Annotated in this window: 27 protein-coding genes; 17 read left to right on the plus strand and 10 right to left on the minus strand. The window is 66.7% G+C overall.

The genetic code is table 11. The annotated features are described in order from the left end of the window. Positions 1 to 36 precede the first annotated feature (36 nt). On the plus strand, positions 37 to 705 hold the full coding sequence (locus RVU70_RS08455; protein ID WP_363350899.1) for a hypothetical protein: 669 nt from the start codon (positions 37 to 39) through the stop codon (positions 703 to 705). A gap of 50 nt (positions 706 to 755) precedes the next feature. Here the strand turns inward: RVU70_RS08455 and RVU70_RS08460 are convergent, their stop codons facing one another. After that, on the minus strand, positions 756 to 1,016 hold the full coding sequence (locus tag RVU70_RS08460) for a hypothetical protein (RefSeq protein ID WP_363350901.1): 261 nt from the start codon (positions 1,014 to 1,016) through the stop codon (positions 756 to 758). Positions 1,017 to 1,122: 106 nt separating this feature from the next. Beyond that, the gene (locus tag RVU70_RS08465; RefSeq protein WP_363350903.1) at positions 1,123 to 1,245 is read right to left on the minus strand and encodes a hypothetical protein; all 123 of its coding nucleotides are present in this window, start codon (positions 1,243 to 1,245) and stop codon (positions 1,123 to 1,125) included. A gap of 158 nt (positions 1,246 to 1,403) precedes the next feature. On the opposite strand from RVU70_RS08465, the gene RVU70_RS08470 reads away from it, so the two are divergent. The 11 genes from RVU70_RS08470 (at position 1,404) to RVU70_RS08520 (ending at position 10,856) form a co-directional block, all read left to right on the plus strand. Continuing rightward, positions 1,404 to 3,020 (plus strand): L,D-transpeptidase family protein, encoded by a 1,617-nt coding sequence (locus tag RVU70_RS08470; RefSeq protein WP_363350905.1) that lies wholly within the window; start codon positions 1,404 to 1,406, stop codon positions 3,018 to 3,020. Positions 3,021 to 3,139: 119 nt separating this feature from the next. Next, positions 3,140 to 4,546, plus strand: coding sequence for a multicopper oxidase family protein (locus tag RVU70_RS08475; protein WP_363350907.1), 1,407 nt, complete (start codon positions 3,140 to 3,142; stop codon positions 4,544 to 4,546). A gap of 63 nt (positions 4,547 to 4,609) precedes the next feature. Further along, complete coding sequence (locus tag RVU70_RS08480; RefSeq protein ID WP_363350909.1) at positions 4,610 to 5,377, plus strand: hypothetical protein; 768 nt, start codon at positions 4,610 to 4,612, stop codon at positions 5,375 to 5,377. A 28-nt stretch (positions 5,378 to 5,405) separates the two neighbouring features. Then, positions 5,406 to 6,860 (plus strand): FAD-linked oxidase C-terminal domain-containing protein, encoded by a 1,455-nt coding sequence (locus tag RVU70_RS08485; RefSeq protein WP_363350911.1) that lies wholly within the window; start codon positions 5,406 to 5,408, stop codon positions 6,858 to 6,860. 27 nt (positions 6,861 to 6,887) lie between these two features. Further along, positions 6,888 to 7,094, plus strand: coding sequence for a hypothetical protein (locus RVU70_RS08490; RefSeq protein WP_363350913.1), 207 nt, complete (start codon positions 6,888 to 6,890; stop codon positions 7,092 to 7,094). Positions 7,095 to 7,336: 242 nt separating this feature from the next. Then, a complete protein-coding gene (locus tag RVU70_RS08495) occupies positions 7,337 to 7,636 on the plus strand; it encodes a hypothetical protein (protein WP_363350915.1) in 300 nt (99 codons plus the stop codon). Positions 7,637 to 7,759: 123 nt separating this feature from the next. Beyond that, entirely contained in the window at positions 7,760 to 8,092 is a 333-nt protein-coding gene (locus tag RVU70_RS08500; protein WP_363350917.1) for a hypothetical protein, read from the plus strand. 90 nt (positions 8,093 to 8,182) lie between these two features. Beyond that, a complete protein-coding gene (locus RVU70_RS08505; RefSeq protein ID WP_363350919.1) occupies positions 8,183 to 8,455 on the plus strand; it encodes a hypothetical protein in 273 nt (90 codons plus the stop codon). A 54-nt stretch (positions 8,456 to 8,509) separates the two neighbouring features. Next, the gene (locus RVU70_RS08510; RefSeq protein WP_363350921.1) at positions 8,510 to 8,881 is read left to right on the plus strand and encodes a hypothetical protein; all 372 of its coding nucleotides are present in this window, start codon (positions 8,510 to 8,512) and stop codon (positions 8,879 to 8,881) included. A gap of 94 nt (positions 8,882 to 8,975) precedes the next feature. Continuing rightward, on the plus strand, positions 8,976 to 9,218 hold the full coding sequence (locus RVU70_RS08515; protein WP_363350923.1) for a hypothetical protein: 243 nt from the start codon (positions 8,976 to 8,978) through the stop codon (positions 9,216 to 9,218). 60 nt (positions 9,219 to 9,278) lie between these two features. Further along, complete coding sequence (locus RVU70_RS08520) at positions 9,279 to 10,856, plus strand: cryptochrome/photolyase family protein (protein WP_363350925.1); 1,578 nt, start codon at positions 9,279 to 9,281, stop codon at positions 10,854 to 10,856. A gap of 133 nt (positions 10,857 to 10,989) precedes the next feature. Here the strand turns inward: RVU70_RS08520 and RVU70_RS08525 are convergent, their stop codons facing one another. From RVU70_RS08525 to RVU70_RS08540, 4 genes are all read right to left on the minus strand, one after another. Next, positions 10,990 to 11,199 carry a hypothetical protein gene (locus RVU70_RS08525; RefSeq protein WP_363350927.1) on the minus strand — a complete coding sequence of 70 codons (210 nt, stop codon included), beginning with the start codon at positions 11,197 to 11,199 and terminating at the stop codon, positions 10,990 to 10,992. Positions 11,200 to 11,340: 141 nt separating this feature from the next. Beyond that, a complete protein-coding gene (locus tag RVU70_RS08530) occupies positions 11,341 to 12,633 on the minus strand; it encodes a leucine-rich repeat-containing protein kinase family protein (protein WP_363350929.1) in 1,293 nt (430 codons plus the stop codon). 79 nt (positions 12,634 to 12,712) lie between these two features. Beyond that, positions 12,713 to 13,018: a hypothetical protein gene (locus RVU70_RS08535; RefSeq protein ID WP_363350931.1), complete on the minus strand. Its 306-nt coding sequence runs from the start codon at positions 13,016 to 13,018 to the stop codon at positions 12,713 to 12,715. 123 nt (positions 13,019 to 13,141) lie between these two features. Next, on the minus strand, positions 13,142 to 13,342 hold the full coding sequence (locus RVU70_RS08540; protein ID WP_363350934.1) for a DUF2905 domain-containing protein: 201 nt from the start codon (positions 13,340 to 13,342) through the stop codon (positions 13,142 to 13,144). 614 nt (positions 13,343 to 13,956) lie between these two features. Between RVU70_RS08540 and RVU70_RS08545 the strand changes: the two genes are divergently transcribed. Further along, positions 13,957 to 14,643, plus strand: a complete 687-nt coding sequence (locus tag RVU70_RS08545) for a phospholipase (protein ID WP_363350936.1) — start codon at positions 13,957 to 13,959, stop codon at positions 14,641 to 14,643. Positions 14,644 to 14,654: 11 nt separating this feature from the next. Here the strand turns inward: RVU70_RS08545 and RVU70_RS08550 are convergent, their stop codons facing one another. Beyond that, positions 14,655 to 15,413, minus strand: a complete 759-nt coding sequence (locus RVU70_RS08550; protein ID WP_405044868.1) for a class I SAM-dependent methyltransferase — start codon at positions 15,411 to 15,413, stop codon at positions 14,655 to 14,657. Between the two features lie 89 nt (positions 15,414 to 15,502). On the opposite strand from RVU70_RS08550, the gene gloB reads away from it, so the two are divergent. The 3 genes from gloB (at position 15,503) to RVU70_RS08565 (ending at position 17,638) form a co-directional block, all read left to right on the plus strand. Next, the gene (gene gloB, locus RVU70_RS08555) at positions 15,503 to 16,279 is read left to right on the plus strand and encodes a hydroxyacylglutathione hydrolase (protein ID WP_363350938.1); all 777 of its coding nucleotides are present in this window, start codon (positions 15,503 to 15,505) and stop codon (positions 16,277 to 16,279) included. Further along, positions 16,276 to 16,707 (plus strand): cupin domain-containing protein, encoded by a 432-nt coding sequence (locus tag RVU70_RS08560; protein ID WP_363350940.1) that lies wholly within the window; start codon positions 16,276 to 16,278, stop codon positions 16,705 to 16,707. Before gloB ends, RVU70_RS08560 begins: the two co-directional genes overlap by 4 nt. Before the next feature lie 112 nt (positions 16,708 to 16,819). Continuing rightward, entirely contained in the window at positions 16,820 to 17,638 is an 819-nt protein-coding gene (locus tag RVU70_RS08565; protein WP_363350942.1) for a DUF5765 domain-containing protein, read from the plus strand. Between the two features lie 85 nt (positions 17,639 to 17,723). On the opposite strand, the gene RVU70_RS08570 is transcribed toward RVU70_RS08565, so the two are convergent. Genes RVU70_RS08570 through RVU70_RS08580 form a run of 3 tightly spaced genes read right to left on the minus strand, consistent with a single transcriptional unit; the run spans position 17,724 to position 20,252 of the window. Continuing rightward, positions 17,724 to 18,722, minus strand: coding sequence for a biotin-dependent carboxyltransferase family protein (locus RVU70_RS08570; protein ID WP_363350944.1), 999 nt, complete (start codon positions 18,720 to 18,722; stop codon positions 17,724 to 17,726). Continuing rightward, the gene (locus RVU70_RS08575) at positions 18,719 to 19,474 is read right to left on the minus strand and encodes an allophanate hydrolase subunit 1 (RefSeq protein WP_363350946.1); all 756 of its coding nucleotides are present in this window, start codon (positions 19,472 to 19,474) and stop codon (positions 18,719 to 18,721) included. Before RVU70_RS08575 ends, RVU70_RS08570 begins: the two co-directional genes overlap by 4 nt. 1 nt (position 19,475) lies before the next feature. Beyond that, positions 19,476 to 20,252: a 5-oxoprolinase subunit PxpA gene (locus RVU70_RS08580; RefSeq protein WP_363350948.1), complete on the minus strand. Its 777-nt coding sequence runs from the start codon at positions 20,250 to 20,252 to the stop codon at positions 19,476 to 19,478. Between the two features lie 113 nt (positions 20,253 to 20,365). On the opposite strand from RVU70_RS08580, the gene RVU70_RS08585 reads away from it, so the two are divergent. Continuing rightward, the gene (locus tag RVU70_RS08585) at positions 20,366 to 20,776 is read left to right on the plus strand and encodes a hypothetical protein (protein ID WP_363350950.1); all 411 of its coding nucleotides are present in this window, start codon (positions 20,366 to 20,368) and stop codon (positions 20,774 to 20,776) included. Positions 20,777 to 20,787: the final 11 nt, after the last annotated feature.

The raw sequence follows: 20,787 nt of genomic DNA on the forward strand, positions 1-20,787 counted from the left end.
GCGCTTCGGATCGTGGCCAAGTAGAAGGACAAAGCCATGTCAGTCGCACCTGAAAGCCCTATGCGCCAGAATGCGCCGGCCGCCTTCGGCGGCCTGGTCGACGCCATCGGCGGCGTCGCCACGGCCGTTCTTGCGATTTGCGGCCTGGCGGACATCAATCCGCCGGTCATGATCGCGGCGGCGACCATCATTTTCGGCGTGGCTTTGCTCCTGGAGGGGAGCGCCTGCGTCGCCGAATTCGCGCAGATCGCAAGATCGGATCGCGACGCCATCGAGATGGAGCCGGGTGGCAATGTCGCCGCCGTTCTGCTTATCGGGGCGGCCGGGATCGTGCTCGGCGTTCTCGCCCTCGTGGGATTCAACGCGGGCCTTCTCGTTCCGTCGGCGGTGATCGCCTTCGGCGTCGCCATGGTTTTGGGCAGCAGCCTGGTTCCGCAACTCCATGCGATGCGCCATGCCGCGCACCCCGGCCTCGCCGAGAGCCGCTTCGCCGCGCGCGAGGTTCTCGTCTCGCAGATCGCGTCCGGCTCGTCCGTGGCTCAATCGCTCGCCGGCCTCGCGGCGATCGTGCTCGGGATTCTCGCGCTCGCCGGCCTCAATCAACCGACCCTCATTCTCGTGGCGCTGTTGCAGTTGGGCGTGACGCTGGTCGTCACCGGCGGCGCGTTGACGGCGACGCTTTTCGGCGCGATGCAGCGACGCTGACCGCGCGCGCTTCGTCCAAGGCTCCCGCGCGGGACGGCGTTGCGTAGCGCCTACCGCGCCTGATAGGCGACGATCCGAAGGACGGGCGTCCGGGGCGGGGCCGCGGACGCCCGCGCCCTCGGCGCATAAAACAAGAGAAGGCAAATAAGACCCGCCGCAAGCGCGCAGACGCCGGTCAGGAGCAAGCCAATGGCCGCAGCCGTCCAGTCTTGGTCCTTGGCGACCTTGTAGGTCGAGCGGCCGAGAAGCAGGCCCGAGGCGACGAACGCCGTGACGCCGAAAAGAAGCACCGCATCGTATGCCGTCTGCATGAGTGGCGTTCCACCGTGTTCATGTTTCCGCGCCGCGCCAGACTCTAGACCTGATCGATCCTGATTTTCAATTGACAAGTTTTCTCGCCCGCGACCAGCGCGGCGCTTATCCGAGCCGCCCGAGCTCGGGCGCGAGCGAGATCAGAGCGACGATCACGGCGACGCCGGCCAGCACCTTGTAGAGAATTCTCAGGCGCGCGCGCGGCCCGCCGTCGCAAAGTCGTATCACTGTTCACCCTCCGATAACCATGCGCTCATGCCACAGCGGCGGCCGGGCGAAAAGCTGCACGATTTTCAACCGGGTGTTGCGCCGCCGCAATAGCCCGCCTTGCGAAGCTGCGTCACAGTGGCTGCTTGATTGATTCTTTCATTCTCGGACGAAAACCAATGCGCCCTCCCCCTCGCCGCATCGTCGGCTCGCTGCTCGCAGCGAGCGTTTCGTCCTTTGTACTTTTGACCCATCCGGCTTTGGCCCTGGATTTCTTCGCTTTATTCGATCGCGAACCGCCGCGCAGCGAGGCGGCGCCCGCCGCGCCGACTCATCTGCAGAAGGCGACCCCCGCGCCGCCGCCGGCGAAGGCCGTCCGCCGCGAGCCGCCGAAGCCCGCGCGCCCTGTGGTCGCCGCCCCCCAGCGAGACGCGAAGCCGTATCCCGAGGCGGCTCCCGGCCTGCCGCTCTTCGGCGTGGTGTCGATCGCCGACCAGCAGATTTCGATCTACAATCACAACGGCCTGGTGACGCGCTCGCCCGTCTCGACGGGAATGGAGGGGCATGCGACGCCGAAAGGCATTTTCACCATCATCGGGCGCGAGCGCTTCCATAAGTCGAATATCTATTCGGGCGCGCCCATGCCCTTCATGCAGCGCATCACCTGGTCGGGGATCGCCATGCATGTCGGCGTGGTCCCAGGCCATCCGGCCTCGCATGGCTGCGTGCGGCTGCCGGCCGACTTTGCCGAGAAGCTCTGGGGCATGACCAAGATCGGCGAGCGCATCGTCATTGCGCCGGACGACGTCCCTCCGGCGGTCATTTCGCATGCCGTGTTGCCGGAGCCGAAAATCTATGTGGCGGCGGAGCCGGGCCGCGAGGCTTTCGTCTACGGCCCGCCCGATTCCGGCGACGAGCCCGGACCCAGCCCGCGGCTGAACCCGCGGCAATACGCCGAGCGGCTCAAGGCGCGCGCCGCCGCCGAGGCGATTTCGGCGTCCAAGGCCTTGAAGGCCGCCGCAGCCCTCGAGCGCGCGGCGCAGGACGAGGCCGCGTCGGCCGCCCGCGCGCTCGCCGCGGCGGAGGCGGCCTCGTCGACGGCGCAGGGGAAGGCCGACGCCGCTGACGAGGCCTATCTCGCGGCGACGGCAAAGGCCCATGCGCTGCAGACGGAGGCCTCGCTCGGCGATACGGACGACAGCCTGCGCCGAACCAGATATGCGAGCGCCATGGAGGCCGCGGCGACGGCGCGCGCCGCCGCGGCCGCCGCAAAGGTCGCCTTCGCGACGGCCTCGATCGAGGCGAAGACGGCGCTTTCGGCGGCAAGAGCGTCGCTCGCCGCCAAAGAGGCGGCGCTCTCGGACGCGGCGGGGCGATTAACCCAGGCGACGGCCGCGTCGGCGGCCGCCTCGAAAGCCGATGCGGAGGCGAGGCGACGTCTCGCCCCGCTCTCGGTGCTGATCAGCAAAAAGGATCAGCGCCTCTATGTGCGGCAGGGGCTCACGCCCTTGTTCGACGCGCCGATCAGCGTGCGAGACCCGGAGAGGCCGCTCGGCTCCCATCTCTTCATTGCAAGCGCCGCCAATGAGGACGCCACGGGGCTGAAATGGTCGGTCCTCTCCGTGCCCGGCGTTTTTGACGCCGCGGAAGCGCTCGACCGGATCGACATGGCGCCCGAGATTCGCGCCCGCATCGGCGAGCGCCTGTGGACCGGCGCGTCGATCATTGTTTCGGATCAGCCGCCGAGCAGCGAGACCGGCGCGGATGGAACCGATCTGACGGTGAAATTGCGCTGACGCGCCTCTCGCGTCGAGACGCCTGTCGCCCCGGCGCTCGGGTCCGCCTTTAGACGCGCGGATCAGGCGCGCTCTTGAAGGCCGCACTGCGTTCTCTCTGATAAGAAGGACCGGAGCCCATGCTGTCGAGACGCGCCTTGCTGAGGAACGCAGCGGCGCTCGCCGCTGCGAGCGCATGTCCCGCGCGGGCGGAGGCGCCCCTGCGCGTCTTGAAGCTGCAGCGCAAGACGATCGAGGTCGCGGGTCGGCCCGCCTCGGTCTATGCGATCGCCGGCGCGGATGGCGAAGAGGGTTTCACCGCAAACGTCGGCGGCCGCTTTCGCGTGCGGGTCGAAAATGCGCTCGATGAGCCGAGCCTCGTGCATTGGCACGGACTCGCGCCGCCCTGGCGCCAGGACGGCGTGCCAGAGATTTCCGGCCCCGCCATCCCGCCCGGCGGCGCGGCGGATTATGATTTTCCGCTCGGCTTCGGCGGCACCTATTACATGCATTCGCATTACGGCTTGCAGGAGCAACTGCTCTTCGCCGCGCCGCTGATCGTTAAAGATCCAAGGCGGTTTGCGCAGCGGCAAGAGATCGTCGTCATGCTCGCCGACTTCAGTTTCGCCTCGCCGCAGGAAATCTATGCGGGGCTCGTCGCGACGGGATCGCGCCACGGCGCGAGCCGCATGAAAATGCGCATGGGCAAGGAAGCGGCGGCGCGCAAAACCGCCGCGCCCGACCTCAATGACGTCGCCTATGACGCCTTCCTCGCCAATGAGCGCACGATCGACGCGCCCGACGTCATCCCGGTCGAAGCCGGCGGGCGGATTCTTCTGCGCCTCGTCAACAGCGCCTCGATGAGCAATTTCAGGGTGGATCTTGGCGCGCTCGACGGCAGCCTCGTCGCGGTGGACGGTCAGGACGTCGTTCCGGTAACCGGGCGGAGCTTCCCCATCGCCGTGGCGCAGCGGCTCGATATTCTCGTCGATCTCCCCAAAGGCGCCCGCGCTTTTCCAATCTGCTTCGTGCTCGAGGGAGAGAGGAGGCAGGCGGCCGTCATCCTCTCGGCGCCGGGCGCGCCCATCGAGAAGTTGCCGCAGGCGGCCGCCGAGCCCGCCGCGGCGCTCGATCTCGCTTTGGAGTCACAATTGCGGGCCGCCTCTCCGCTCGCCGCGCGAAAAGCGGATCGCACGATCCCGATTGATCTTACCGGAGACATGGCGCGCTATGTCTGGTCGATCGACAATCGCGTCTGGAACGACAGGACCCCGCCCTACGACGTCAAGGCCGGGGAGCGCGTCGAGCTCGCTTTGACCAACAAGACGATGATGTCCCACCCGATGCATCTGCACGGCCACAGATTTCAGGTGATCGAGATCGACGGAACGCGGTTTGCGGGAGCGTTGCGCGACACTGTGCTCGTTCCGCCCGGCAAACGCGTCGTCATCGCCTTCGACGCCGATAACCCCGGGCGCTGGGCCTTTCATTGTCATTTGCTCTATCACGCTCAGGCGGGAATGTTCGCAAGCTTGCGCTATGTGTGACGCGTTGAGAAGCGACCGGGCCTGCGTTATCGTCCCGCCGCCGAGACATCCGGAAGCTTTGTCGTGAACCCGCTGCTCATTAGCGTTCTGTCCTTCGCTACTTTCATGGCCGCGTCGCTTGTCGGACTGTGGCTTGGCCGCGCGCTTCCCGAAACGCAGCTCACGGACCGCAACCGCGATCTCGTCAAGGAGGCGCGGCGCATGCTCGTGGCGCTGGCGTCCCTGACGCTCGGCCTCATCATCGCCTCGGCCTCGACCTCCTTCGAGCAGCGCAACACGGAAGTCGAGGCGAGCGCCGCCAAGATCATTGCGCTCGACGCGGCGCTCTCAAAATATGGGCCGCAGGCGCACGAGAGCCGCGAAATGCTGCGCGGCATCGTCCTGCGCGGCGTCGAGCGGATCGAGATCGCCGCCCATGACGGCTTCAACACGGAGAAGACGCGCAGGGGCATCGGCGTCAACAAGCTGCAATTGAAGCTGCTGGAGCTCGCGCCGCAGAACGAGCGTGAAAGCTGGCTGCGCGCCAATGCGCTGACGCTGACGAATGAACTCGGCGCCTTCAGATGGCTCAAATACGCCGGCTCGGACGGCTCCATCCAATGGCCGTTCCTGGCCATTCTTATTTTTTGGCTTTGCGGCGTCTTTGCGAGCTATGGCGTGGTCGCGCCCCATAACGCCATGTCGGTTGCGACCCTGACGATCGTCGCTCTGTCCATGGCCATGGCGATCCATTTAACGCTCGATCTCGATACGCCCAATCGCGGGCTTATCCAGATGTCGAGCGCGCCCTTGCAAATGGCGCTCGCCCAGATCGGCCCCGTCGCGCCGTGAGTCGTTTCGTCGAATGTCAGGAGCCCTCATGTCCTCTGTCGCAAACCCGCGCCTGCCCGACGACGAGACCGTGACCCCGGCGCCCGCGCCGAAAGTCGCACAGCGGCCGACGCCGCCTGAACTCTCGCGCGCGCTCGCCGCGCGCTTCGGCGCCGCCTTCTCCACGGCGCCGGCGCTGCGCGAACAGCATGGCCGCGACGAATCCGCCTATACTCATGTGCCGCCGCCGGCGGCGGTCGTCTTTGCCGAAAGCGCGGAGGATGTCGCTGACGCGGTGCGGCTCTGCGCGCAACATAAGACGCCGATCATCCCCTTTGGCGTCGGCTCGTCGCTCGAAGGCCATCTGCTCGCGGTCGAGGGCGGCGTCAGTCTCGACGTGTCGCGCATGAACCGCGTGCTCGCCGTTCAGCCCGAAGACCTCACCGTCGCCGTCGAGCCCGGCGTCACGCGCGAAGCGCTCAATCGCGCACTGAAGTCCTACGGCCTGTTCTTTCCAATCGATCCCGGCGCCGACGCTAGCATCGGCGGCATGTGTGCGACCCGCGCCAGCGGCACCAACGCCGTACGCTATGGCACGATGCGTGAAAATGTGCTGGCGCTCGACGTGGTGACCGCGAAGGGCGACCTCATTCGCACCGGAACCCAGGCGCGCAAATCGAGCGCCGGCTACGACCTGACGCGCCTCTTCATCGGCAGCGAGGGCACGCTCGGCGTGATGACGAAAATCACACTGCGCGTCTATCCGCTGCCGGAGGCGATCTCGGCGGCGATCTGCTCTTTCGCCGACATCGCCGACGCCGTGCAGACGGTGATCGAGATCATTCAGCTCGGCGTTCCCATTGCGCGCGTCGAACTGCTCGACGGCCCGTCCGTCGCCATGGTCAACCGACACTCAAAGCTCGCGCTCATCGAGGAGCCGATGCTGCTGATGGAGTTTCATGGGTCTCCCGCCGGCGTGAAGGAGCAGGCCGAGACCGTGCAGGAGATCGCGTGCGCGCATCGGGGCCGCGCTTTCGAATGGGCCGCGACCCCCGAGGCGCGCACGCGATTGTGGACCGCACGGCATCACGCCTATTTCGCCGCCGTGCAGAGCCGGCCGGGTTGCCGCGCGATCGTCACCGACGCTTGCGTGCCGATCAGCCGGCTCGCCGATTGCCTCCTCGAGTCGAAGGCCGAAGCCGACGCCAGCGGCATTCCCTATTTTCTCCTCGGCCATGTCGGCGACGGCAATTTTCACTTCGGCTATCTCATCGGTCCCCACGACGCGCAGGAGCGCGCGACTGCCGAGGGACTCAATCAGCGGCTCGTCGCGCGCGCGCTCAGCATGGGCGGCACCTGCACCGGCGAGCATGGCGTCGGCCTGCATAAGATGGGCTTTCTGATCAGCGAGGCGGGCGCCGGCGCCATCGAGACGATGCGCACGATCAAACATGCGCTCGATCCGGACAATATCATGAACCCTGGCAAGATCGTCGCCTGGTGAGGGTTTCGCCGCGGCGGGAGGATGAATATGGGCTGGCGCAAGAGGCTCGAAAAAGAGCCGCACGAGCGCGATCCGCGCCCGATCTATGTCGCGGCGGCGGGCCTCACGCTCTCCGTTGCGAGCTATTGGATCCCCAGTGAAGATCTCGCCGGGACGCTTTACGGCAGCGGGCTCATCACAGCGGCCTTCTGCCTGCTCTACTGGATTGCGCGCCCGCCGCAGGACGGCGCGTGAACGCCACGCGGCTGCGGTCGCCCTCGCGTCTAGAGTCGGGAGAGGGGCGCGACGCCGCCGCTCGCTCACAATTTGCATTAGCAGGGGTCGCAACGATCAAGGAAACGCTTGTTTCGGTGAAACTACCTAATCCGTTCGGGCGCCTATCCGAATGGGCGCCTGTCGGCCTGTCTGGCGCGCGTTACGTCCTTCATCGAAGCTCCTGAAGACAGCTTCGCGTTGCAAAAGTGGAAGGACTCATCATGAAGAAGCTTCTTTTGATTCCTGTCGTTCTGGCTCTTTCGACCAGCTTCGCATTTGCTCTTGATCTCAGCCAGACCGCGAACGTCACCCAGGCGATCGGCAACACCTCGAAGGGCGGCTTCGCGCTCAACAAGGCGTGGGTGGTGCAGGCCCAGGTCCCGGTCAACCAGTGGCATGGCGATCTGTCGCAATCGGCGACCGTTAATCAGTCAATCGGCAACACCTCGAAGGGCGGCGCCGCCATCAACAAGGCGACCGTGATTCAGGCGCAGGTTCCGCTGAACTTCGGCAATTGGTGAGAGCCGTCTTGAGACCCTCCTGATTAGATCGGATCGCGGCCCGAGGCCGCGATCTTCTCTTCGGGCGCGGCGCCCCTGCCTGTCGCCATCGGCGCATCGGCCGAAAAACGAGGAGCACAAGAAATGCGATATTTCATCATTGCGGTTCTCGTCTCGATCGGGGCCGGTGGAGCGCAGGCGCAAAATTTCCTGAGCGTCAATCCGAGCTTCGTCGGCGTCCAATTCAGCAATCCGCTGGTGAGCGCCACCGCCGGCGCGCAATTTGGACATAACAATACGATCGCGACCCAGCAGAACAGCCTCGCCAATTATTTCGCCGTTCAGCAGGTCGCCGTCGGCAAGCCGGGAAGCTCGCTTTCCAATACGGCGACAGTCGGCCAAACAGGACCTCAAAGTTATACGGGCCTTGGTCAGGCCATCGAGACCTTGCCGCTTCTGCCGGCGGGTCATCCCTGATGAAAGCTGACGCGAACGTCCTTTGAAAACGCCGCGGCTGGCGTTTGCGCGCCGGCCGCAAGGGATTTTCGAAGGCTTCAGGAGGTTTCGATGCAAAATCAAAAGCGCGGCGTCGCCCTTTTTCTTTTGATTCTGCTCGCGGGGCCCAACATCGCCTTTGGCGACGTGCTGATCGCTACGACGACTGGCGCGCAATCGATTAGCGTCACCGACGTCAACGGCGTCGTGCGCGCGACCGTCAACGGCGTTCCCGTCGCGACGCCATATAATCGACACGGGACAATCATCAAAATCGTTCCTGGCGGCAAAATCACAATGCCGTCCTCCTCCTGGCGCGCGAGGGAAATGGATTCTGGGCGCTAGATGAGGAGATTTTTTCAGCTTCGAGCGTTAACAAATAAAAAAAGTTCGACAACGATGGATGCGGCACTCACAACAGAACATGCAGGCAATTGCGCACGGATCGATCGGCAATGGCGCGCGGCGAAACACGCCATCCTTGCCTATCACGTCGGCGCCTGGCGGGTGGGCGAGTCGCCCCTCGACGCGCTCGCGCGCGCACTCGACCTTCCGCGCGAGGAGATCCTGGCGGCCCTGGCCAATCATCGCGCCGAGCGCGACGAGCTCGACGCTCTGTCCGCCTGCCTCGGCCCCGGCTGGGCGGAGCTCGCCGGGCTCAGCATCAAGGGCGGCGTCTCGCTCGCCGTGACGATGGTGAACGAAAAGCTGGCGCGCGTGCCGCCCGAGGTGCGGACGTTCTTTGGCGCGCCGCGAAAGCTCGAGCCGTAAGGGAGTCCAACGGCTTTGCGACGGCGCCGCTTTACGAGGCGGGGCGCCATCTGCTAGCGACGGGCTACGCTTCAAAAAAAACCAAGGTCCTCCAATGCGTATGTCAGCATTTTGCGCGGCTTGCTGCCTGATCTGGGCGCAGGCCGCCTCGGCGCAGCAGGTCATCAATCCCACTGTTCTCGCCCCCTCGGCGCGTCGCGCCTTGCCGCAGGGCGGGGTGATCGTCGAGCCTCCAATAACCGGCCGGCGCCTGGATCGCTTTGCGCGACCTCGCCCCCATCAGCCGCGCCGCGTCGCTCCGATCCACAACCATCGTCACTTCATCGGCGAGCACTAAGCGGAACGCGGCACTCGTTGCTCGTTGCAATCGGCGGGCGCGGCGCTAACTCAAAGCCGCATGACCAAAACGCTGCGCTTCCTCCTCGGCGACCAGCTCACGCGCGCCATCTCGGCCCTCGACGGGCTCGCGCCCGGCGACGTGGCGCTCATGGCCGAGGTTGCCGACGAGACCCGCTACGTTCGCCACCACAAGCAGAAAATCGTCCTCATCCTCTCGGCCATGCGCCATTTCGCGCTGGAGCTCGCCGCCGAGGGCGTCGCGGTCGACTATGTGCGCCTCGACGATCCCGCCAATACAGGCTCCTTCACCGGAGAACTCGCGCGCGCCGTCGCCCGCCATCGGCCGTCGCGCGTCGTCGTCACCGAGCCCGGCGAGTGGCGGGTGCGGGAGATGATGAGCGAGTGGTCCGCGGCGCTCGGAGTTCCCGTCGAAATTCGCGACGATGACCGCTTTTTCTGCTCCCGCGCCGATTTCGCGCGCTGGGCCGAGGGGCGCGCGGCGCTGCGCATGGAGTTTTTCTACCGCGACATGCGGCGGCGCACCGGCTTTCTGATGAGGGACGACGCGCCAGTCGGCGGGCGCTGGAATTTCGATGTGGAAAATCGCCGGTCGCTGCCGGACAAGTTTCGCGCGCCGACGCGGCGGCGCTTCGCGCCGGACGCGCTCACGCAGGAGGTCATGGCGCTCGTCGAGACGCGCTGCGCCGATCATTTTGGCGATCTCGACTCTTTCGGCTGGCCGGTCACGCGGGCGCAGGCGCTGGCCGCGCTCGACGATTTTCTCGCGAAGTCCCTGCCTTCTTTCGGCGATTATCAGGACGCCATGCGCACGGGCGCGCCTTTCCTGTACCATGGGCTGCTGTCGACGTCGCTCAACATTGGCCTGTTGACGCCGCATGAGGTCTGCGTCGCGGCCGAGCGCGCCTTCCTGGCGGGGCGCGCGCCGCTCAACGCGGTCGAGGGCTTCATCCGTCAGATCCTCGGCTGGCGCGAATATGTGCGCGGAGTCTATTGGCTGTGCATGCCCGACTATCGCGAGAGCAACGCTCTGCGCGCCGCGCGCCCCTTGCCATGGTTCTACTGGTCCGGCGAAACGCGCATGAACTGTCTCGCGCAGACGGTCGCCGACACGCGCCAAAACGCCTATGCGCATCATATTCAGCGACTGATGGTCGCCGGCAATTTCGCGCTGCTCGCCGGCGTCGCGCCGGAAGCGATCGAAGAATGGTTTCTCATCGTTTACGCCGACGCATTCGAATGGGTGGAACTCCCCAATGTGCATGGCATGGCGATTTTCGCCGACGGCGGCCTCCTCGCCTCCAAGCCTTATGCGGCCTCGGGCGCCTATATCGACCGCATGTCGAATTATTGCAAAAGCTGTTTCTACGAGGCGCAGGCGAAAAGCGGCGCGAGAGCCTGTCCCTTTAATTATCTTTACTGGAATTTCTTTCTAGAAAACCGCGAACGTCTCGCCAAGACCCCGCGCCTCGCCATGCCGCTGAAGGCCCTCGACGCCATGAGCGCCGAGCGCAAGGCGGAAATCGTACGAGACGCCGCGTCTTTTCTGAAAGGTCCGGAGATGGCCCCGACGCCCGGCGGCTCGGAGACCGAGGCGCAGGGCCGGCTTCCGCTCTGAGGGAGCGCGCCCCGTCTTGCTTCGGCGGAACGCCTTTTCCCGCAAGGGGAGAAAGGGGAACCCAAAAAGCGGCGCCGTCATGCGCCTTTCCCTCGCGGGAGAGGCCAAGAAGGCTCCGGGTGAGGGTGTTTCGTCAGTGCTTTGTAACGACGGAGAAGCCCTCGTCCTGAAGGTCTTCGGCGAGCGCCCCCGCGGACAGATAGTCGACGACGAAACGCTGGCCCTGCCACAGCCACTCGTCCACGTTCACACTCTCGCGGACGAAGCGTTGCGCAGCTTCGGTCAGGGGCTCGAACAACCATACGCTCGACTGGTCCGTGACGATGAAGTCTTGCCTCGTCATGGCTCTCCCCCTTTTTCAAGGGTCGCCGCCTCTACATGCGACGGCGACCCGCAAAGCTTAGAACAAAAGCAAAGCAGGGCAATTCCGCATTTTGCCGCAGATGCGAGGCGGAGAGGCGCTCGCCATTGCTTCGCAAGGCGGTCAGATTTCCTTCAGCGCTTCCGCCATAAGCGGTCGGGCGCGTACATCCTTCTGGACACAGGCGCGCGCCAGACCGCGCAGTTTTTCGCCGCCGTCGGGTGCGGGCGCGCAACGATCCAAAATTTCGTCGAGCAGCAATCCGAACGCGCGGACCTCGATTTGGCGCCAGGCGTCGCCTTCATCGCCCGAGGGCAGGGCGCAGGCGGCGCCGAAATCGCCCAGAGTCGCCTCTCCGCTCGCCTCGTCCCACAGAATGTTATGGGCGTAGAGATCGCCATGCATCAGGCCGCGCGCGTGCAGATGCGCGACCGCCGCCGCGACGCCGCGCACAAGGGCGCGCCCGGCGTCGGCCGACATGCGCATTCCGGCGTCGTAAACGTCGCGGCTGCAGGTTTCGAAGCTCGGCGGATCGGCGAGCCGGCGCCAGTGCGGCGGCAGCAGCGGCATGAGCAGCGCCTGCGCGCCGTCGGGATGATCGGTCAGCCGGCCGAGCGCGGCCGTCAGATTGGGGTGGTCTCCGGCGGCGAGACAAGCGGCCATTTCGCGCGCGGGCAGGCCGTCGCTCGTCATCGCGCCCTTGAAAATCTTCAGCGCGACGGGTCGCCCTGCGTCGCCGTTCCGGCGCCAGGTGGCGCGGTGCACGCGTCCCGAGGCGCCTTCGCCCAACAGCGCGTCGACCTCGAGATGCGCCCAGGCGGCGGGCGCGGCCGCCGCCGTCTCGATCTCGCGCTCGAAAGGATTGCCGCCCCATGAAATCCAGGCGAGGGCCGGCAGCGTCCGAAGCCACGACGGCAGCGCGTCGAAACGGTTCGAGCTCAGCCGAACCAGTTCGAGCCTTTCCGCGTAACGCAATGTCGCGGGCAGGGAATCGAGCCGATTGCCGGCAAGCATCAGCTTCTGCAAATGCGGCCTTTCGCCGAGGGCGTCCGGGAGGCGTTCGATGTGGTTGTCGGTCAGCGTGAGCCAGCGCAGGAGCGGCGGCAGTGCTTCGCCCGGAACTTCGCGCAGTCCCGTGCGGCGAAAGCCGATCATGCGCAGCGCGGCGCAGTCGCCGAGCGACGGCGGCAAAATCGCGAAGTTGTTATTGGAGCAAAACAGCACCTGCAATTTGCGCAGGCGGCCCATGTCGTCGGGCAGTTCGCGCAATTCCCCGCCGCCGAGATCGAGCGCTTCCAGCGTCTCGGCTAATCCGAAAACTTCGCGTGGGAACTCGGCGAGGCCCGGGAGGCGCAATTCGCGCGCGCCCGCGAGGTCGCCGCGCCGAAGCGCCTCGAGTGTCTGTTGCGGCTCCATGGCGGGGCTCATAGCAGAGCCGCCGCCCACAGGCCAGTTGCGTGAGAGGCGAGGCGGGTGCGACGCCTCGCCTGTCAATTCATCTTTCGCCGCTGCGCCACAGCGCGCCGATGGCGAGGCCTGCGACGGCTGCGATCGCCAGCGCCGCAATCGGTTGAGCGCGCACCGCCGTCTCGAGACTCGAGCGCCATTCCTCCATGGCTTCGCCCGCGTTTTCTGCAACCTGCGCGCCTTGCTCCCGCGCAGTCGCGATCGCGCGATTGGCCTGGTCGACGCCCTCTTCCATCATGCGCTGCGCCTGATCGGCCGCGGCCGAGGCCTGCCGGGCTACGACGCCGCCGATGTCGCGGGCGTCACGTTCACGATTTCGTTTGAAGATCTGCATGTCGACACCCTCGGCCTTTGCCGCCCCCATCGTTTTGCGTAATCGATCAACCAGAGGCGCCAAGGGTTGTTCCTGACGCCCGCGTCAAAAGACGAAGCGTCACGGCCATGCCGCGCGCCCATCTCAGCGGTTGAGGAGCCAGAAGACGACGCTCAATGCGAGGCTGAGGAGGAGCGACGTCGCGAGCGGGAAATAAACCCGGATATTGCCGCGCTCGAAAACGATGTCGCCGGGCAGTCGGCCCAGTCCGAACCGCTCCCCGAGCGACCACAGGAGGCCGAGCGCGATCAGCGCAACGCCCACGAAGATCAACAGTCTCGGCATATCGAAACGCCTGTCATTGGAGCTTCCACGCACGCTGCGTTCCCGAAGTGACATATTGTCGCGAAACGCCCGATTACGAAGGCTGTCGCTTGCAAAAGCGCCTGTCGAAAGCTACCTCGACGCAAGGTTTTCGAGATGGAGCGCGTCGCCAAGGGTGCGACGAAATTGCTCAGTCGAAAGAAGGCGTAATGGCGCGCCTTTCGCAAGGGCCTGATCGAGACGCAGACGCCCCGAACCTTAAAACGTCTCTTCTCCTCCGCGGGAATGCAGGAAGCCGCGCGCGGCGCCGTGAGCGTATTTGGAAGGGTTACGAAACATGATGAGGCCGGACCATATTTTTCTCGCAATGACCATGGTGAAGCACGGCACGCTGGCTGGCGCTTTCATCTTCGCCTTCAAGATTCTTCGCTTCGTTGTGAACACGTCGTTTTGAAGCTGCGGCCGTCGAGAGGCCGCATGCCCGGCTCCTGACGAGCCCTCTTGACCTTCGAGCGACAACCCCCGAGAGCTTTAGCGTTCCTAGACGTCGCGAATCTCTTCGCGCCCGGGACGCTTCTAGACAGAAAACGCCCGCATCCGCGGCCCGTCCCGGACCGGCGTAAGGGGAGCATGGCATGACGGTTGAGATCGACGGTCCGAGGGTCGCGGCCAAATCCGGCAAGGCCCGGCAACTCGTCGTTTTTCTCCATGGGTTCGGCGCGGACGGCCAGGATCTCATCGAGATCGGCCGCCAATGGCGCGGCTTTCTCCCCGACGCCGATTTCGTCGCGCCGCATGCGCCCGAGCGGTGCGCCATGTCGCCCATGGGGCGGCAGTGGTTCCCGCTGTTCACCCGCGATCCGGACGAGCGCTGGCGCGGGGTCAACGCCGCCCGCCCCACGCTCGACGCTTTTCTCGACAAGGAGCTCGCCAAGCGCGGCTTCGACGAGCGTGCGCTCGCGCTCGTCGGCTTCAGCCAGGGCACGATGATGGCCCTGCACGCCGGCCTGCGCCGTCGCATCCCGCCCCGCGCCATTCTCGGCTATTCCGGCATCCATGTGCTCGGCGCGGCGACGCCCGGCTCCGAACCGGCGCCGCAAAATCCCCCGCCCGCGGTGCTGCTCGTTCATGGCGAGGAGGATGAACTCATCCCCGCCGAGGCCCTGCTGCTCTCCGCCGGTTCGCTCGCCGACATCGGCGTGCCGACGCAGTGGCACATGTCAGCCGGCCTCGGCCATGGCATCGACAACGCGGGGCTGATCCATGGGGCGCTGTTTCTGGCGCAGTCGTTCGGGATCAAGGTCGACTATGGTCGGCGCTAAGGCCGCGCGCCTCACGCCGGCTCGGCGCCCTCGGGCTCGAGCGCCGGCTCGAGCTCCGGCTCGGCGATGACGGGCGCGCGCCGCACGGCCCGGCGCAGCGCCGGCCGGTAGAGCTGCTTCATCGCCTCGACGACATGGACGCCCCCGCCGGGCAGTGAAAAGCGCCCGGCGATGCGCTCGAAGGCGGGCGCCGAGCGCAGCAGCGTCACGCGCTGGAAGGGCGGCACGTACAGCGCCTCGCCCCAGAAAACCGGCAGGAACTGCGCTTCCTGGAGCAGCGTCTGCAGCTGGCCGCGCGAATAGGGGTGGCCATGGCCGAAAGGCGTGGTGTCGAGGCGCGCCCAAAGGCCGGTGCGGCTCGGCGCAATGATCACCACCCGCCCGCCCGGGGCGAGGATGCGCCAGACCTCCTCGAGCAAATCCTGCGGATGCTCCTCGACCTCGAGCGCATGCACCAGCAGCAGGCGGTCGATGCTGGCGTCGGGCAAGGGCATCATCGAGGCTTCGACCAGCGCCGTGGCCGAGCGGCCGTCGAGCGGCCAGTGCACGACCCCCTGCGTCGCCGGCATAAAGGCCAGAACCCGCTGAGCCTTCTCGCGAAACCCGTCCAGATAGGGCGTCGGATAGCCGAGCCCGAGCACCCGCATGCCGGCATGGTCATCCCAGCGGGTCCGCAGCAGGCGCCCGACCACGCGGCGCGCCACCTCGCCCAGGGCGGTTTCGTAAAAGGCTCTCAGTTCCACCACGTCGGGGGCCATGGGCCGGATCATCTTCTTATTCTCTCAGCGTGGCAAGGCTTGACCTGGTCGCATTTTTGCGCGCCTCCGCTATGATGCGGATCAATAATGCGGAGATCGGCATGTCCATAGAGGTGGCGCAGTTTATTTGCCTGAACGATAATTTCGGGCTGTTGGTTCACGATGCGCGGACGGGCGCGACGGCGACCGTGGACGCCCCCGACGGCGCGGCGATCGCCGCCGAGGCGGAGCGGCGGGGCTGGCCGGTCACGCATCTCCTCATCACCCATCATCATCTCGACCACATCGAGGGAGCGGAAACGCTCAAGAAGCGCTTTCCTCAGATGAAGATCGTCGGAGCCGCGGCGGACGCCCACCGCCTGCCGCCGCTCGATCAGGCGGTGTCCGACGGCGACGAAGTGGCGATCGGCGCCGCCCGCGCCAGGGTCATCGCCACGCCGGGCCACACGACCGGCCACGTCGCCTATTATTTTCCCGAGGACGAGGCCGTCTTTGTCGGCGACACGCTGTTCTCGCTCGGCTGCGGCCGCGTCTTCGAGGGGACGACCGACGAGATGCGGCTATCGCTCGAAACGCTCGCCAATCTGCCGCGCGAGACGCTGATCTATTGCGGCCACGAATATACGCAGGCGAACGGCCGCTTCGCCCTCACGGTCGACCCGGAAAACCCCGTGCTGCGCGACCGGGTGCAACGCGTCGCCGAACTGCGCGCCGCCGGCAAGTTCACCCTCCCCACCACGATTGCGCTCGAAAACGCCACCAACCCCTTCCTGCGCGTGGAGGACCCGGAGGTGAAGAAGGCGATGGGCATGGCGGACGCCAACCCCTTCGCCGTCTTCGCCGAAATGCGCGAACGCAAGAACCGCTTCGCCGGATGAGCGCTTTGTCCGGTCTCTCTGCGCAGGAGGTTGCGCGCCTCCTCGACCTCGCGCCGCATCCCGAGGGCGGCTATTATCGCGAGACCTTCCGCGACCCCGCGGGCGGCGGCGGGCGCGCGGCCTCGACCGCGATCTACTACCTCCTGCCGGCCGGCCAGATCTCCGCCTGGCACCGGGTCGACGCCGCGGAAATCTGGCACTGGCACGCTGGCGCGCCGCTGGAACTGTCGCTATACGACGAGGGTCGCCGCACAGTCTTGCGGCTTGGCGCTGATCTTTTGGGCGGCGAGCGACCCCAGGGGATCGTGCCGGCGGGGGGCTGGCAATCGGCGAAAAGCCTCGGCGCCTGGACGCTCGTCGGCTGTACGGTCGCGCCGGGCTTCGAATTCGCCCATTTCGAGCTCGCCGCGCCGGGGGAAATTCCCTAGGACCCGAAAACCGCCTGGAGCGAGCGCTCCCGTTTTCAAGAGCGGGGGCTTTTTGCTTTTCCCGGGATGGTGTATCGGGGCGCGTAAAAGAAAATCAGAGGAAACGACACCCATGTGCTGGAGCGGGGAAGCTTCGACTGTATTGGCGGCCACGGGCATTGCCGGCGCGGCCTATTCCGCTCTGAAAAAGAACCCGGAGCCGATGGCGCTCTGGATCTGCCTTCTGTATTTCGCCAGCATGGAGTCGCTTCAGGCGGTCGCCTATTCGGTCCTCAACCAATGCGACTCGCCCTTAAATCAGATGATGACCATGTTCGGTTATCTTCACATTACGTTTCAGCCCTTCTTCATCAACGCCGTTGCGCTTTACTTCATGCCCAAGGACAGCGCGCGCATCGTCGCGCCCTGGGCCTATTTCGGCTGTTTCGTCGCGGCCATCGCCATGCTGATCCAGCTTTATCCGTTCAGCTGGGCGGGCCACTGCGCCATCGGCCGGCCGCTCTGCGGCGACGTTTTGTGCACGGTGCGCGGTGAATGGCACATCGCCTGGCTGCTGCCGACCAACGGCATCGGCAACAGCATGGCGGACAACGCCTGGCTCGGGCGCGGCTATCTCGGCTATCCGCTGATGTCCTTCTTCATCCCGACGCTCTACGGCAGCTGGCGCTTCATTCTTTTCTCCTGGTTGGCCGGCCCGTTCCTCGCGGGGCTGACGACCAGCAACATCAATGAATGGCCGGCCGTCTGGTGCCTGTTCTCAATCGGCTTGGTGCTCGCCATCATCAAGACGCCGCTGCGCTATCACCTGCATGTCGGCGATCCTTGGTGGATGATGGTCTGGAAGTGGTGGAAACGCCGCGGCGCCGTCGAGGCGCCCGCGCCGGTCGACGAGACGCCGGTGCTGGTGAAGATCGAGGAGCCGGCGGAGTAAAGGGCCGCCGCCTCGGCGTCTCGGCGCTTTATCCGATCGCCGCCGCTCCCGCTGTCCTGGCCGGGCCATGACGGCAGGCGAGCTGCTAATCTCGCGCGTTCACCACGCCGCCGATGAGATTGACCGCCAACAGCGCCTCGGTGGAGAGTTCGGCGGCGAGGGGCCTCAAAACAGGGCCGGCCGCGACTTGCGCTTTCAGCGCGGCGCGCGCCGCGACCGCCGCGTCCCAATCGACCGCCGTGAACCGCAGAGCCGCGCCGGGGCGACGCTGGGCCATGCGGCCGAGGTCGGCGCCGATGACGGTCGCGATCTTGGGGTAGCCGCCGGTCGGCTGGCGATCGGCCATCAGCACGAAGGGCGCGCCGGAGCCGGGAATCTGGATGGCTCCCATGGCGGTGCCGTCCGAGACGACGTCATGGCCGCGCGCATGGGTCAGCCGCGGCCCCTCCAGCGCATAGGCCATGCGGTCGCTGCGCGCCCCGACCCGCCATTCGGCCGCGAGCAGCGCCGCGATCGACTCGGGCGCAAAATAATCGTCCTGCGGCCCGAGCATGACGCGGATGGGCGCGTCGTCCTCCACGAGCCAGGGCGCATCCAATTTCTGCGGCTCGGCTGGCGCGGGGGCGACGTCGACGACGGGCAGGGCGTCGCCGGAGCGAAGCGGCGGGGGACCGATCCCGGAGCGCGAATGGGTCGCAAGCGATCCGAGCGTCGGCGCGACGTCGATGCGGCCGCCGACCGCGACGTAGCACCAAGCTCCCGTCGGCCCGGCGCGGATGGCGAGCCTTGCGCCGGGCGCAAGTGGCGCAACGGCGGCGTGGGGGAGCGACGTCGCGTCGAGCCGGATATCGAAGGCTCCGCCTGCGATGGCGACGGCGAGCGTCGCTCCCTCCGCCGCAAGCTCGACGCCGCCGAGCGAGACTTCCAGCGCCACGGTCGCGCCCACGGCCCGCGTCGCTGTCAGAAAGGCCGGCCAGTCCATCGGCCCCGCGGGCGTCACGCCGACGCGCGAATAGCCGAAGCGGCCGACGTCCTGCAATGTGACGCCCGGCCCGGCGGCATGGACGAGGAGCCGCGCGCTCATGCCCCCGTCTCGCGCCGGGCGACCGTCTCGCCCGCCGCCGCACGGGACTCCAGCGCCGCGAACGTCGCGGCGTCAACGGGCTCGAAGCGTAATGTGTCGCCGGGCGCGACGAAAAAGGGCGGCTTCCTCTGCGGGGAGAAGAGCCGCTCCGGCGTGCGGCCGATGACATACCAGCCGGTCGGCATGGGATTGGCGCCGATGAGGGACAGGCCGCCGCCGATCAGCACGGCGCCTTGCGGGGTCGGCCCGCGCGGGGCCAGGCGTCGCGGCAATGCGAGCGCCTCCGGCAGGCCGCCGAGATAGCACCACCCCGGCGCGAAGCCATACATATAGACGCGATAGAGGGCGCCAGCATGTTGCGCGGCGAGCGCCGCCGGCGACAGGCCCAGCAGAGCCCCCGCCTCGACGATGTCTTCGGCGAGCGCCGGATCGTAGCAGCAAGGGACGGCCCAGTTTGCGCCGTCGGCGTGAGCGGCGCTCGGGTTGGACTGTTTCTCTCCGGCCGCAGGGCGCGCGAGGCGGTCATTGATCCACGCGATCAGCGCAGCGCGGGAGATCGCCAGCGGCTCGTAATGCACAAGCAGCGAGCGATAGGTCGGCGTCGTCTCTTTCACGCCGGGGGGCGGGGCGCCGCGAAAGGCCTCGTCGAGAGCCAGCACGCGCGCGTTGACGCGGGGATCGACGACGTCGCCGAATTCGACCGTGAGCGCCGTTTCGCCCTGATCGAGAAAGCGCGGTCCGGCGTCGTACATGTCACGCCTCGACGAAGGCCCGAAGCGCAAAGCCCTCCGCCTCGAGGCCCGCGCGCAAGCGCCGCGCCATCTCGACGGCGTGGGCGGAGTCGCCATGCACGCAGATCGAGTCGATCGGCGTCGGCAGGCGCTTCCCGGAAATGGTCACGAGCGCGCCCTCGGCGAGCATCGCGCGGACCCGGGCCAGCGCTGCGTCGGCGTCGACCAAAACCGCGCCCGGCTGGCCACGCGGCTGCAGCCGTCCGTCGTCGACATAGGCGCGGTCGGCGAAAATCTCATGCGCCACCTTCAGCTCGGCGCGTTCGCCGGCCCGAACCTGTTCCGAACGCGCAATGGCGAGCAATGTCAGCGACGCGTCGACGGCGCGCGTCGCCCGCGCCAGCGCGTCGGCGACCTCCACATCCTTCTCGGCGAGATTGGCGAGCGCCCCGTGCGCCTTCACATAGGCGACGCGATGGCCGGCGAGCGCCGCGAGCCCCTGCGCTGCGCCGATCTGATAGGCGACCGCGCGCTCGATTTCGATCGCCGTCAGGGGCAGGGGCCGGCGTCCGAAGCCGATGAGATCGGGAAAGGCGACATGGGCGCCCACGGCGACGCCCTTCTCCCGCGCGCGCGCGAACGTCCTCGCCATGATGTCGGGATCGCCGGCATGAAAGCCGCAGGCGACATTGGCGCTCGTGACAATGCCGAGCATGGCGTCGTCGTCGCCCATGCGCCAGGGGCCATAGCCTTCGCCGAGATCGGCGTTGAGATCGACGCTTTTGGCCGCTTTGGTCATGCCCTCATCCTAGCGTGTTCGACGCTCGCGGACAGGGGTTCCTCGGCGCGGCGGTGGCCAGCGGCCACGAGCGCGCTACGTTGACGCCTGAAGGCGTTTCAGAGGAGGCGTTCATGGTCGGCGTCGCGCTCGTTCTTCTCTATTTCCTGCTGGCGCTGCTCGCTGCGGCGCTCATCATGCAATCGGACCGCTACGCCGTGAGGCGCACGGCCGCTATCGCCGGCAAGGCCAGCCGGGTTTTCGCGCTGGCCGCCGATCCGGCCTCCTGGGCGCCGCTCGGCGCCGTCTCCGTCGTTGAGACGGAGCCGAATGCGCGCGTGGTTCTGAGGCTCGTGAACGGCGGCGGCGCGGAAAGCCATGCGACCATCGCGCTCGCCCCGGAAGGCGCGCAAACGCGCGTCGACTGCGTCGTCGCCGGGCGCAATGGCCTTATCGACAAGGCGCGCGATTTTTTCGGCTTTCGCGAGAAGACCTGGGGGCCGAAAATAGAACAGGCGCTCGCCGGTCTCGCCGCGAGCGCCTGAATTGGCGGATG

This window comes from Methylocystis echinoides (genome assembly GCF_040687965.1).
GTDB lineage: Bacteria > Pseudomonadota > Alphaproteobacteria > Rhizobiales > Beijerinckiaceae > Methylocystis > Methylocystis echinoides_A.